9 protein-coding genes are annotated in these 12,610 nt (G+C 69.3%); 6 read left to right on the top strand and 3 right to left on the bottom strand.

Features of this window, described 5'->3' with window-relative positions; all coding sequences use genetic code 11:
* The first annotated feature begins 134 nt into the window (after positions 1-134).
* The 3 genes from GON06_RS12995 to hemW all read left to right on the top strand — a co-directional run bounded on the left by GON06_RS12995 (position 135) and on the right by hemW (position 3,866).
* On the top strand, positions 135-1,850 hold the full coding sequence (locus GON06_RS12995; protein ID WP_157312709.1) for an ABC transporter family substrate-binding protein: 1,716 nt from the start codon (positions 135-137) through the stop codon (positions 1,848-1,850).
* A 125-nt stretch (positions 1,851-1,975) separates the two neighbouring features.
* Positions 1,976-2,629, top strand: a complete 654-nt coding sequence (locus GON06_RS12990; protein ID WP_157312708.1) for a DUF1990 family protein — start codon at positions 1,976-1,978, stop codon at positions 2,627-2,629.
* A 16-nt stretch (positions 2,630-2,645) separates the two neighbouring features.
* Positions 2,646-3,866 (top strand): radical SAM family heme chaperone HemW, encoded by a 1,221-nt coding sequence (hemW, locus tag GON06_RS12985; protein WP_157312707.1) that lies wholly within the window; start codon positions 2,646-2,648, stop codon positions 3,864-3,866.
* Between the two features lie 11 nt (positions 3,867-3,877).
* On the opposite strand, the gene GON06_RS12980 is transcribed toward hemW, so the two are convergent.
* The 3 genes from GON06_RS12980 to GON06_RS12970 all read right to left on the bottom strand — a co-directional run bounded on the left by GON06_RS12980 (position 3,878) and on the right by GON06_RS12970 (position 9,065).
* Positions 3,878-5,293, bottom strand: coding sequence for a carboxylesterase/lipase family protein (locus GON06_RS12980; protein WP_232528464.1), 1,416 nt, complete (start codon positions 5,291-5,293; stop codon positions 3,878-3,880).
* Between the two features lie 5 nt (positions 5,294-5,298).
* Entirely contained in the window at positions 5,299-7,593 is a 2,295-nt protein-coding gene (locus GON06_RS12975) for an alpha-L-rhamnosidase-related protein (protein WP_198346695.1), read from the bottom strand.
* Positions 7,594-7,712: 119 nt separating this feature from the next.
* Positions 7,713-9,065, bottom strand: a complete 1,353-nt coding sequence (locus GON06_RS12970) for an MFS transporter (protein WP_157312704.1) — start codon at positions 9,063-9,065, stop codon at positions 7,713-7,715.
* A 122-nt stretch (positions 9,066-9,187) separates the two neighbouring features.
* Between GON06_RS12970 and GON06_RS12965 the strand changes: the two genes are divergently transcribed.
* From GON06_RS12965 to dnaJ, 3 genes are all read left to right on the top strand, one after another.
* Positions 9,188-10,354 carry a PucR family transcriptional regulator gene (locus GON06_RS12965; protein ID WP_157312703.1) on the top strand — a complete coding sequence of 389 codons (1,167 nt, stop codon included), beginning with the start codon at positions 9,188-9,190 and terminating at the stop codon, positions 10,352-10,354.
* A gap of 71 nt (positions 10,355-10,425) precedes the next feature.
* A complete protein-coding gene (gene hrcA / locus GON06_RS12960) occupies positions 10,426-11,457 on the top strand; it encodes a heat-inducible transcriptional repressor HrcA (RefSeq protein ID WP_157312702.1) in 1,032 nt (343 codons plus the stop codon).
* Between the two features lie 42 nt (positions 11,458-11,499).
* On the top strand, positions 11,500-12,609 hold the full coding sequence (gene dnaJ, locus GON06_RS12955; RefSeq protein WP_332837579.1) for a molecular chaperone DnaJ: 1,110 nt from the start codon (positions 11,500-11,502) through the stop codon (positions 12,607-12,609).
* Position 12,610: the final 1 nt, after the last annotated feature.

The raw sequence follows: 12,610 nt of genomic DNA, 5'->3' as shown, positions 1-12,610 counted from the left end.
CCCTGTGTCACAGCCAGATGAACGCTCGGTCACTGTCCGATAACGGTTAGCGGTTATTCACCGTCCAGGCGATGAATGCGCAGTGCGGGCAACTATTCTCCCCTTATGACACGCCGAAAGGCGAAAGGAGCACCATGAAGCAGTACAAGCTGATGGGAGCGCTGGCACTCACCGGCGCTTTCGCACTCGCGCTCAGCGGGTGCGCTGCCAACAACGATGGCGGTGGCGACAGCGGCGACAAGGGCAGCGGTGACGGTGCCGCGACCAAGGCCGCGGACTACAACCCGCAGCCCCGCGAGAACCTCAAGGAAGGTGGCACCGTCAACTTCCCGATCAACGAGATTCCCGAGCAGCTGAACGCGTTCAACGGTGACGCGAGTGCCGACACGGCGACGATCGCCGCCTGGTACACCCCGCAGCTGATCCTGTTCAAGCCGGACGGCACCGCGTACAAGAACGACGCGTACCTCGACGAGTGGAAGGACGAAGTCAAGGACGGCAAGACCGTTCTGACCTTCACCTTCACCAAGGACGCGCACTGGAACGATGGCACGGAGATGGACTGGACTGCCATCGACGCGACCTGGAAGGCCAACCGCTCCAACGACGAGGGCTTCGTTCCGAACGCCACCGACGGCTACAAGGAGATCGAGTCGGTCGTGAAGGGCGACACGGACAAGACCGCGATCGTCACCTTCAAGAGCGAGTTCGCCTGGCCGAAGATGCCCTTCGGCGGCGGTGTGATCCACCCGGCTCTCGCCAACGTCGACAACTTCAACAAGGCGATGATCGACAACCCGCACCCCGAGTGGGGCGCCGGTCCGTACACCGTCGACGAGTACGACTCCAAGAGCGGCTTCATCTCGTTCAAGCCGAACAAGGAGTGGTGGGGCGACAAGCCGCTGCTCGACAAGGTGACCTTCACCGCGATGGACGCGCAGGCCTCGATCAACGCCTTCAAGAACGGCGAGATCGACATGGTCGGCACCGGCACCAAGGACCGCCTCGCACAGGTCGCCGACATGAAGGACGTCGTCACCTACCGCGCTCAGCGCACCTACAACGCCCTGCTGCAGGTCGACTCGACCAAGCCGCAGTTCCAGGACGTCAAGGTCCGCGAGGCCTTCTTCCAGGCGATCGACCTCGACCAGATCAAGCAGATCATCTGGCAGGGTCTGGACTACAAGGAGGAGCCGGCCGGTTCCTTCACGCTGTTCTCGTTCCAGCCCGGCTACTCGGACTCGCTGAAGGAGGCCGGCTGGAAGCACGACCCGGAGGCCGCCAACAAGACGCTCGATGAGGCCGGCTGGGTCAAGGGCGATGACGGCATCCGCTCGAAGGACGGCGTCCGCCTCGAGGGTGTCTTCCCGGTGTGGTCCGACGACCCGACCCAGGCTGCTCGCGCTCAGGCGATGCAGGCTCAGGAGAAGGCGATCGGCTTCGACCTGAAGATCGACGTCCGTCCGTCCAACAAGTTCTCCGATGACTACACCTCCATGAACTGGGATGTCTCGTCGCTGGGCTTCACCTCCTCCGACCCGTACGGTGCCGCATGGTTCTGCCAGCTGTACTGCATGGACCAGGGTCTGAACCTCTCTGGCGTTCAGAACGAGGAGACCGACAAGCGGATCCACGACGAGGTCGAGTCGATCAGCGACCCGGTCAAGCAGACCGCAGCCGCGATGAAGCTCGAGGCTGAGATCTTCCAGGAGTGGGGCCTCATCCCGATGTACAACGGCCCGACGGTCATCACCGCGAAGAAGGGTCTGGCGAACCTCACGCCCGAGCCCTACAGCGGTCTCGACCTGTTCGGCGTGCAGCCCGTCGAGAACGTGGGCTGGGAGAAGTAAGCACTTCTCCTCCCTGCGAAGCGGGGTCGGTGGTTCATCCACCGGCCCCGCTTTCTCGTCCTCCTGCTCTGTCAACGGGCCGCATGGAGCAGTCGCACAGGCGCACGTCACGTAGGCTGGAACGTATGCGTCGCGGGACATTCCGAGAAGGCACGGTCGATTACGCCGCGGTCGGGGCGTCGCACGCGCCCGACCTCATGCAGTATCCGCCGGAGCGCAGTCTGCCGGCCGAGGAGTCGTGGCGGATCGGCAGCGGTGAGGACCGCTTCCGCACTGCCGGCGACGCCCTGCTGTCCTGGACCGCGCAGCGCGCTGCGGGTCTCGTGCTCGAAGACGTGCGCCCCGCGGCCGGCCCCACCTACGCGGGCGTGAGCTTCGACCACGAGGGCAACGCGATCGCCCCCAGCCACCGCGAGCAGGAGCAGCGCTACGACGCCGAGGGAACTCCGTATGCCGGTGCGGGCATGACTCTGAAGGTGCGCGGCCGTGTGAAGGGCCTGCGGGCGGACGCTGAACTGCGAGTGATCTCGGTCACTGAGGAGCCGCGCCGGATCGGGTTCGTGCTCGGCACGATGGGTGGTTCCGTGGTCAGCGGCGAAGAAGCCTTCGACGTGGACTGGCGCGAGGACAACGACGAGGTCTGGTTCACGGTGCGTGCCTTCGACACCCCCAACCGGATGTCGTATCGCATCCTCCCTGCGCTCGTGAAGCGCCGCCGCCGCGAACTGTTCGCCCGCTACCTGCGCGCGATCTCGCCGCTGTACGCGACCCCGATCTGATGGCGCTCTCGCTCTGATGGCAGGACCGCTTCCGCTGGGCGACCCGGCTCCCGCCGACGGGCGGCTGCCCGACGACATCCGCGTCGACACCGCCACGCCGTTCTCGGCCTACCTGCACGTGCCGTTCTGCCGCGTGCGCTGCGGTTACTGCGACTTCAACACGTACACCGCCACCGAGCTGCGCGGCGCCAGGCAGGACGAGTACGCCGACACTCTGAGCACCGAGGTGGCACTCGCCAGCGAGGTGCTCGCCGCCGCCGGCGGCATCCGCCCGCTGCACAGCGTGTTCTTCGGGGGCGGGACGCCGACACTGCTCCCGGCCGGGGATCTGGCCAGGATGCTGGACACCACGATCGCCGCCTTCGGCATCGAGGACGGCGCCGAGGTCACCGTCGAGGCGAACCCCGACACGGTGACCCCCGAGGTCGCCGAACGCCTGGCGGATGCCGGGGTGACGCGCCTCTCGATCGGCATGCAGTCGGCCGTCCCGCACGTGCTCGCCGCCCTGGACCGCACGCACCGACCCGAGAACGTCCGGACCGCCGTGGAGGCCGCGCGTGCGGCGGGACTCGCGGTGAGCGTCGACCTGATCTACGGTGCGCCAGGGGAGTCGCTGGGTGACTGGGAGGCGTCTCTCGACGCCGCGCTCGCACTCGACCCCGACCACATCTCCGCCTACGCGCTGATCATCGAGGACGGCACCAAACTCGCCAGGCAGATCCGCCGCGGCGAGGTGCCCGCGCCCGACGACGACCTGCAGGCCGACATGTACGAGCTGGCGGACGCCCGCCTCGGTGCCGCGGGCTTCGGCTGGTACGAGGTGAGCAACTGGGCGCGCCGCGCCGAGCAGCGATCCCGGCACAACCTCGCCTACTGGCTCGGCTCGGACTGGTGGGGCTTCGGCCCCGGCGCGCACAGCCATGTGGCAGGACTGCGGTGGTGGAACGTGAAGCACCCCGCTGCGTACGCGCAGCGTCTGGCCGCGGGGGAGTCGCCGGCAGCCGGCCGGGAGCGACCGGATGAGAACGCTCGGATGCTGGAGCGCGTGCTGCTGCGCAGCCGGCTGTCCGAGGGCATCCCGATCGACGAACTGCCGATCGACAATCGTGACATCGTGGCCGGCCTCATCGCCGACGGGCTCGTTGACGGAGCATCCGCTCTGCGCGAGAAGCGCCTGCGACTCACTCTGCAGGGCCGTCTGCTCGCCGACGCCGTCGTGCGGGCGCTCACCGACTGAGCACGCCGGCCTCAGGGCAGCAGATCCATCCCGCGCGCGCGCCGCTGCGGAACGGTCTCCGTCTCCGTGTCGAACAGGCGCGTCAGTCGCTCGGAGCCGTACGCCGGCCAGCCGGGATCCCCGTCGCGGATGAAAGCGGCCCATGCGTCGTGCATCTCCGCGGCCAGCGATGCCGGCGGATGCTCGCCGATCAGGGAGGACCAGGACGGATCGTCGGCGGTGCCGAACATGAACGGCAGTTCGACCGCGTGCGCCGCGCGCAGCTCGCGCACCGGGCTGTGCCATGCGAACTCGTACAGGTGGGTCGGTGCGGTCCGTGCCCTCGCCACCCGTGACGCCGGTCCGCGGAGCAGCAGGTCGGTCGCGATCCGGCCGAAGAGTTCACCGGTGGAGGCATCCGGATCGTCCGCGCGGAACGCGCGCACCGCGCGCCCGGGGATCTTCAGCGCGAGGCGGGCGACGAGGAGCTTCAGCGCGCCGATGCGATCCAGCGCCTGCGGCGTGAACCAGAGCCGGTACTCGTCGGTGTTCGTACCGATGATCAGCGGGGTGTCCACGCCGCCGAGGACCTCGTGCGGAGAGCGGGGAAGCGACTCCGGATCGATCACCAGCTGGTATCCGGGTGCGCCGCCGAGGGGTGACGAGCCCGCCGCCTGGCGGGATCGCGCGTCGAGCAGCGCGGCCGGCGTCACCGCGGCGAAGGCGTCCCTGTCCGCCGTGGTCCCGAGCAGCTTCGCCATCTGCGTGGTGACGCGACCGCCCCTCTCCGGGGTCTGCGCGTCGAGCGGGCCGGACTGGATGATCGCGCGGGAGATCAGTGCGCGGGTGTCGTCCCTGCTGAGCAGCGCGGCGACGAGCGCTCCGCCGGCCGACTCGCCCATCACCGTGATCCGCTCCGGATCCCCGCCGAACGCCTCTATCTCGTCGTGGGTCCACCGCAGTGCGGCCGCGGCATCGCGCAGTCCGAGGTTGCGCGGTGCTCCTTCGAGCACGGAGAAGCCCTCAGCGCCGAGCCGGTAGTTCACCGACACGAAGACGATCCCGTCGCGGGCGAAGGCGCTGCCGTCGTAGCCGGGCAGCGCGGCGGCTCCGCGCTCCAGTGCGCCGCCGTGGATCCACAGCACCACCGGCGCCCCTGAGGCGTCCTCCGGAGCCCACACGTTCGCCGTGAGGATGTCCTCGCCGTCGATGATCACATGCCCGAGGAGCTCGCCGATCGCGCCGCCGTAGGGCAGCTGCGGGGCGGTGGGCCCGAACGCGGTCGCGGCGCGGACGCCGTCCCATGGCGGGGCGGGCTGCGGTTCCCGGAACCTGTTCGGCCCGAACGGCGCCGCCGCGTACGGGATGCCGAGGAAGCGGCTGATCCCGTCGGTGGCGACGCCCTCGACGGTACCGGAGCTGATCGTCACCCGCCGTCTGTCATCCATGGGTGTCATGCTAGGCGGTTCCGGATCGTGTGCTCTCCCGCAGGAAGCTCAGCGAGGGTGCCGCCCCACTCCACGACGGTGGGAACCGGCGTGCGCAGGCGCAGGGAGACGGTGTCGACATGGAGCTCGATGTCGCCGTGGGGTGTCGGCACGACGGCTTCCGCCCATGCGAGAGACTCCAGCCGTGGACGCACAGATGCCTTCTCGTAGCCTGGCTCGGCGGGGGCGATGCCCATCGTGTGGACAATGACGTCCCTCGCCACCGTCGCCGACCAGCCATGGCAGAACGAGCCACCCTCCCAGCACTCGCGGAGTGCAGTGGGGCCTGTGTCGAGCAGGCGGTCCCAGTCGCGGTAGAGGGGGATCAGGTCGTCGCCCAGGAGCGCCACCGCGTCGTGGACGACGCGGCGGAAGAAGGGCTGCGCGCCGATGACGAGCCGTTCCGTGTCCCAGTAGGGGCGATCGCGGCGCCAGACCGGACGACCCGCGCTCGGTCCCGCCTGATCGGAGCCGTGATCGGCGAGGGGGCTGTCCGTGACCATGCTTCCGCGGTCACGCAGGAGAGCTCTGACGGCACCGACCCGATGCGGGGGCACGAGCTCGGCGAGCAGCGCGGACGCGGCCACGTGCTCGCTGACTCCAGAGCCGCGGTTTCCGTCAGAGAGGATGTTGTCGCGGTAGGCGTGCCTGCTCTCGTCCCAGAACGCTTCGAACCCGGCCACGGCCTGTTCGTGGAGCCCTTCCGCCCAGGCTCTGCGCGACTCGTCGCCGAGCCAGTCGGACATCGCTGCGAACTGTCGCAGAGCCCGGGCCCAGAGTGCCGTGAGCGCGGCACTCGAGCCCTCGACCTGGACCGGGGACCAGTCGATGAGCACCCACCCGGGGACTTCGCAGAGGCGACCCTGCCGGAGAAAGGGCAGGAACCATCGGAGCACGGATTCGACGACAGGCAGCAGTTCCCGAACCGCAGCACGATCTCCGGCGTAGCGATAGATGTTGTGCACGCTCCCGACCCAGTGCAGGGACCAGTCGGGGATCGTCGGTATGGCAGGAGAGGCGAAGTCGCCCGCGGCGGCCATCGGGAGCAGTCCGTCCGGGCGGGGGCGCGCGAGCAGCCGGGGATTGGCCATCGCGAGGGACCAATCCGCATTGGCCACCAGGTCCACGCTCTGATGCACGATGGCGTCGCCGGTCCACGCGCGTCGTTCGCGGGTCGGACAGTCGAGGTAGGCGTCTGATGCGCTCAGGTCCACGGTCCGCAGGGAGACGTCCACGATGCGCTGCAGGTCGGTGTCGGAACAGCGGAACGACGCGCCGTGGCGCGGGCGATGGCATTCCTGCACCTCCGCCGCGATGAGTTCGGGCAGCGTTCCCTCCGCCGCAGCCGCGAGCACGAGCAGTCGTCCGCCGACCTGGTCGAAAGGCTCGAACAGGGTCTCACCGTCGTCGAGGACGATCTGGAACGGCGCGGCGCTCTCGAACGCGGCGGGGCCGACGGCTTCCACCAGGGCGGCGCGGACGATGTCGCCGCTACGTCCGCGAAGGCGCAGCCGCAGGCGTCCGCTGACCACCCGCCCTGCGTCCAGCACGGTGAGCGCCCCGGCGGAGGCATCGGTGCTCAGCGCGGCGATCAGCTCGTTCGTGCAGGTCGCGGCGGCGGGCGCCAGACTCCGTGCGAGCGGCGCTGTGCCGATCTCCACGCGATCTCCACCGAGTCGCGGAAGCGCCGACGGAAGCACCGCGCCGTACGGCTCCCCGCCGGGCGTGACGCGCCCGCGTGGTCCGATGACGGCCTGTTCCCGCAACGGGGTCGCAGGGCGCCAGCTGGTGTCGTCCACGTCGAGGCGCGTCCAGTCCGGGTCATGCCGGCGCGCATCGAAGAGCTCCGCGGGCTGGGACGCGAGCAAACCCTGCGGTTCGGCCGGCGTCCACGCCTCGGCTTCCTGCACCAGCCACCGATCGTCGGTGGCGACGACGACACGACCATCCGCCTCGAGCTCGACGGCGAGCGCGGCCGCACCCATGGTGTGCGAGGGGCGTGAGGGCATCCACCACGGAACAGGGTTCCCGTAGTGGCGTCCCATCACGGCGATCACGTTGCGGCCGGCATGCAGGAGCGCGGTGACATCCCATTCGTCGTACGTCAGGCTGTTCGCGTCGTGTCTGCCCGGTCCCTGTCCGACGCGCTCGCCGTTGACGTGGGCGATGTATCGCCCGTCCGCGGTCGCCGCGAGCAGTGCATGCGTCGGAACGGCGTCCAGGTGGAAGGCGCGCCGGAAGAGCACCCGGACGTCATACACGGAGGGGTCGTGAGCGCCAACCGGGTTCGTCGGGCTGGGCGGTACGAGTCCGGTGCGCTCGGACCAGATCCACTGCGCCCTCCATTCGCGGGCCGGGGAGGGCGATGTCCAATGGGCGGTCATCGGAGCTCCGCCTTCACGGCCAGCGCCGTCCGTGTCTGTTCCGCGACCCGCTTGGTGATGGGGTAGGAGAGGAACACGAGGCCGCCGATCAGGACGAGTGACGCGGGGACGCCGGCCTGTGCCAGGGCGATCCCGGACCGGGCCGCCGACGTCTGCTCCGTCCCCGGAAGGTATCCCGTGAGGGCGAGCACGTAGGCGACGAGTGCGCCGCCGATGCCTGCCCCTGCTTTCGCGGCGAACGAACCGATCGCCGCGAGCGTGCCCTCGGTGCGGAAGCCGCCCTTCACCTCGACGAAGTCGGTCAGCTCGGCCAGCAGCGCGTAGTTCAGCGCCACTGCTCCGCCGAATCCGAGACCAGTGAGGGCGAAGCAGAGCAGGTAGACCGTGCCGCCGCGGTCAGGGAGCAGCAGGATCGATCCGACACCGAGGACTGCGACGATGAGGCTGAGGAGATAGACGGGCTTGAACCCGAGGCGGTGTCCGAGGGCCGGACCGACGAGGCTGCCCGCGAGCATCGGTGCAGCCATCACCAGGGCGACGGCACTGACCAGACCTGCCTCTCCGACGTAGTAAGTGAAGAAGAACGGGATGCCCGCCATCAGTGCGGCGTTCGCGGCGCTGGTCGCGACCTTGGAAGTGAGCAGCACGGGGACGGCGCGGCTGGACAGGAACAATGCTCTCATGTCGGAGAAGCGGTAGGGAGCTGGCGTGCTCGGAACGACTCGCTCCCGGACGAGCAGCGCTCCGGTCGCGGTGAGAGTGAACGAGACGAGAGCGACGATCACTGCGTACACCTGCCAGGCGAGCGCGCCGCCGCCGAGAAGAGTGACCACGGGGAGAGTGACGGCGATCACGACGACCGTGCCGCCGAGGTAGGTGGCGCCCTTGATCGCGGCGAGCTGCCCGCGTGCCCGCGGTGATCCGCTCATCGCCGGGAGCAGGGCGTTGAGGGGAATGTCCATGAGGTCGAACGCCAGGCCCCAGATCAGGTAGGTGATCCAGGCGGCCACGAGAGCCGGCGCTGCCATACCCGGCACGACGAAGAGAGCGGTGAAGGCGACGGCCCCGATCGCCCCGCCGATGAGGAGATAGCTGCGGAAGCGGCCCCATCGGGTGCGGGGGAGATGATCGATTACGAACCCGGCGATCGGATCGGTCGCGCCGTCGACGATCCGTGCCACGAGCAGGAGCGTGCCGACGGCGGCGGCGCCGAGGCCGACCTGGTCGGTCAGGTAGATCAGCAGGAACGAGCCGATCACCGTGGAGAGGATGATGTTGCCGAAGTTCGCGGCGAGATATCCGAACTTCTCGGAGACGCGGACGGCTTCGATGGCGGGAGCGGTGGTCATCGTCGACCTTTCGGGAGGGGACGCGGGTGTACTTATGCTCCATCACAGGACGGTGGAGACTCAGTGGGTACGGACCGAAATTTCTTCCCGCTATGTTGTGATCCATGACAAAGGGTGCGCTCATGTTCGGAGATCGATCGGCCGCCGAGGTTCTGCTGGGAAGCCGTGCGATCGCCAATCGCGTCATCGCCGCGATCGCCGCCACGAACCCGGTCCAGCACGGCACGGGCTCGGCGTCCCTCGCCGCTGACATCCGCTGGATCGTCGAGCGCAATCTACGCGCGGTCGCAGCCGTCCTGGAAGGAACCGCGGAAGACGCCGTCGATGATGAGCTGCTCCGGGCATCCGCGATTCGGCGCTTCGACGAGGGATCCTCGTTCTCCTCCGTGGCGTCGGCCTACCATCGTGGCGTGTCCGTGCTGTGGGAGGAGCTGGCTCGGGCCACAGCCGACCCGGATGTGCTCTCGGAAGCGGGAACACGGATGCTCGGGCACCTCGAGCACATCACCGTCGCACTGGCCGAGGACTACCAGCGTTCGGCTTTCGCACTGCAGTCAGTCGAGCGCGACGCTCGATTCGCGCTCTTCACCGCTCTCGTGAGCGGTGCCGACGCGGCTGGCGAGGCGCACAGATCCGGGCTGGAGCTCGCCGATCGCTACGGAGTCCTGGTGCTACGCCTCAGTGCGTCCGATTCCGACGTCCCGATCGATGTGGCGGCGCGACGGATCACACGGCGGGCACGGGTCATCATCGAAGGTGACGGGCATCCGGACGCCCTGGCCGTCCTCGGGCCCGCCGGAGGGACCGCGCTGATCCCGCTCACCGGGGGCGACGAGGGCGTCCGCACCGCGCTCGCCGCATCGTTGCAACCGGCCTTCGGTGAAGCGTGCACGGCCGCATGGGTTCCCGTACCCGTCGAAGGGGTGCCTGAGGCAGTGCAGTTGGGGGAGGAACTGGTGTCGATCGCCTTGCGCGAGCACGGCTCCGGAGCATTCGTCACTCTCGACGACCTGCTCTTCGAGTATCAGGCGTCCCGTCCCGGCCCCGCCCACGCGGCGCTGAGTGCCCGACTCGCGGGGATAGGGGAGGAAGCGATCGTGACGGCGGAGGCGTATCTGCGCACGGGCGGTGACCGTCGGGCGACGGCGGCAGCGATGAACGTGCATCCGAACACGGTGGACTATCGTCTCGGGCGACTCGCCGCGCTGTCGGGCATGGACATCGGAGATCCGCGCGGCGCGGCGCTCATCGAGGCGGCGCTGATCGCAAGACGCGGAGAGTCTGCCTGAGGATCTTCCGAGCGGGGCACGGGTAGAATTGGCACTCAGTACGTGTGAGTGCCAACAGCGGAGGGAGCATCATGGTCTCGGAACGAGGGCTTCAGGTGCTCCGCGCGATCGTGCAGGACTACGTCGAGACGCAGGAGCCGGTCGGCAGCAAGTCCATCGTCGAGCGGCACGCGTTCGGAGTCTCGGCCGCGACGATCCGCAACGACATGGCGCTGCTCGAGGATGAGGAACTCATCGCGGCTCCGCACACCTCGTCAGGCCGCGTGCCGACCGACAAGGGGTACCGCGTCTTCGTGAACCACCTCGCGCAGGTGCGCCCCCTGAGCACCGCGCAGCGCTCGGCCATCGAGACCTTCCTGGCCGATCCGGCCGATCTGGACGACCTGATGGCCCGTACCGTGCGCGTGCTCACGCAGCTCACGGGACAGGTCGCGCTCGCGCAGTACCCGTCCTTCGCCCGTGCCAGCATCACGCACCTCGAGCTGGTCGGCCTCGGGCCGAACCGCCTGCTCGTCGTGCTGGTGACGGATGCGGGCGGCGTCTCGCAGCGCATCGCCGTGCTGCCGGTCGACGTCGACGAGGCCGACGTGGCCGTGCTCCGCGCCCGGCTCTCCGCGCTCATCACCGGGCGCGCGGTCGCGGATGCCTCGGAGCGCGTGGCGCTGCTGCGCGTCCCGTCCGAGGCGCGTCCCGACCCTGCGCTCACCGCGCTGGCCGTGGTGATCGGCGAGGAGCTCGAGGAGTTCCGCCAGGAGAAGCTCGTGATGGCCGGGGCGGCGACACTTGCGCGCCGCGAGCAGGACTTCCGCGGCAGCATCCATCCGCTCCTCGAGGCGATCGAGGAGCAGGTGACGCTGCTGCGGCTGATGAGCGAGATGGTGCCGGACGAGCACGGCCTGGCTGCCAGCATCGGCACCGAGAACGCGCCCTTCGGGCTGGGCGAGGCATCGATCGTCGCCAGCGACTACATCGCCCAGGGCGGCACCGCGCGCCTCGGCGTGATGGGTCCGACCCGCATGGACTATCCGAGCAACCTCGCGGCGGCGCGGGCCGTGGCCCGCTACCTGTCGCGGATGCTCGAAGAGGACGAGACGCGCCGCTGACGCGGCGCGCCCACGAACGCACACACACTCAGGAAGGTGACTGTGGCCGACCATTACGAGGTTCTCGGGGTGTCCCGGGACGCCACGCAGGACGAGATCAAGAAGGCATATCGCAAGCTGGCGCGCCAGCTGCACCCGGACGTGAACCCGGGGGAGGATGCCGCGGAGCGGTTCAAGCTCGTCACGCACGCCTACGACGTGCTGAGTGACGAGGACTCGCGCCGCCGATACGACATGGGCGGCGACGAGAACGGCGCGTTCGGCGGAGGCTTCGGCGGGTTCGGCGACATCTTCGAGACGTTCTTCGGCGGAGCGGGCGGTGCCCGATCCGCGCGGCCGCGGTCGCGCCGGGAGCGCGGGCAGGACGCCCTCGTGCGGGTGAACCTCGACCTCGGCGACGTCGTGTTCGGCGCGCACCGCGACATCGAGGTGGACACCGCCGTGCTCTGCGAGACCTGCAACGGCTCGTGCTGCCAGGAGGGCACCTCGCCCGTCACCTGCGACGTCTGCGGCGGCAGCGGCCACGTGCAGCGCCAGGTGCGCAGCCTGCTCGGCAACGTCGTCACGACCCAGCCCTGCGGCACCTGCGAGGGGTACGGCACCACGATCCCGTACCCCTGCGGCGCCTGCGCCGGCCAGGGCCGCGTGCGCTCGCGTCGTACCGTGTCGCTGGACATCCCGGCGGGCGTCGAGACCGGGCTGCGCCTGCAGCTTCCCGGCTCTGGTGAGGTCGGCCGCGCCGGCGGCCCGAACGGCGACCTGTACGTCGAAGTCACCGTCGCTCCGCATCCCGTGTTCAGCCGTGACGGCGACGACCTGCTCGCCACGCTCGAGGTCTCGATGACCGACGCGATCCTGGGCACCACCACCACGATCGACGGCCTGGACGGCACGGTCGACCTGGAGATCCGCCAGGGGCTGCAGTCCGGCGATGTGCTGACGATCGGCGGGCGCGGCATCACGCCGCTGCGCGGCAGCCAGCGCGGCGACCTGCGCGTCGGCGTGCAGGTCGTGACGCCGACGAAGCTCGACTCCGCGCAGCGCAAGCTCATCCAGGACTTCGCGAAGAAGCACAAGGCGCCCGCGCCGAAGCTCGCGCAGTTCCAGCAGGGGCTCTTCTCGAAGCTCCGCGACCGCTTCCGCTCGCACTGAT

The sequence above is a fragment of the Microbacterium sp. MAH-37 genome (assembly GCF_009758255.1).
Taxonomy (GTDB): Bacteria; Actinomycetota; Actinomycetes; order Actinomycetales; family Microbacteriaceae; genus Microbacterium.
The sequence above is the reverse complement of the archived record's forward strand: the minus strand, read 5'-3'. Positions and strand labels throughout refer to the sequence as shown.

Bases quoted from the DNA above. Each gene is read 5' to 3' on its own strand.
- GON06_RS12995 (WP_157312709.1), top strand. From the start codon at position 135: ATGAAGCAGTACAAGCTGATGGGAGCGCTGGCACTCACCGGCGCTTTC.
- GON06_RS12990 (WP_157312708.1), top strand. From the start codon at position 1,976: ATGCGTCGCGGGACATTCCGAGAAGGCACGGTCGATTACGCCGCGGTC.
- hemW (WP_157312707.1), top strand. From the start codon at position 2,646: ATGGCAGGACCGCTTCCGCTGGGCGACCCGGCTCCCGCCGACGGGCGG.
- GON06_RS12980 (WP_232528464.1), bottom strand. From the start codon at position 5,293: ATGGATGACAGACGGCGGGTGACGATCAGCTCCGGTACCGTCGAGGGC.
- GON06_RS12970 (WP_157312704.1), bottom strand. From the start codon at position 9,065: ATGACCACCGCTCCCGCCATCGAAGCCGTCCGCGTCTCCGAGAAGTTC.
- GON06_RS12965 (WP_157312703.1), top strand. From the start codon at position 9,188: ATGTTCGGAGATCGATCGGCCGCCGAGGTTCTGCTGGGAAGCCGTGCG.
- hrcA (WP_157312702.1), top strand. From the start codon at position 10,426: ATGGTCTCGGAACGAGGGCTTCAGGTGCTCCGCGCGATCGTGCAGGAC.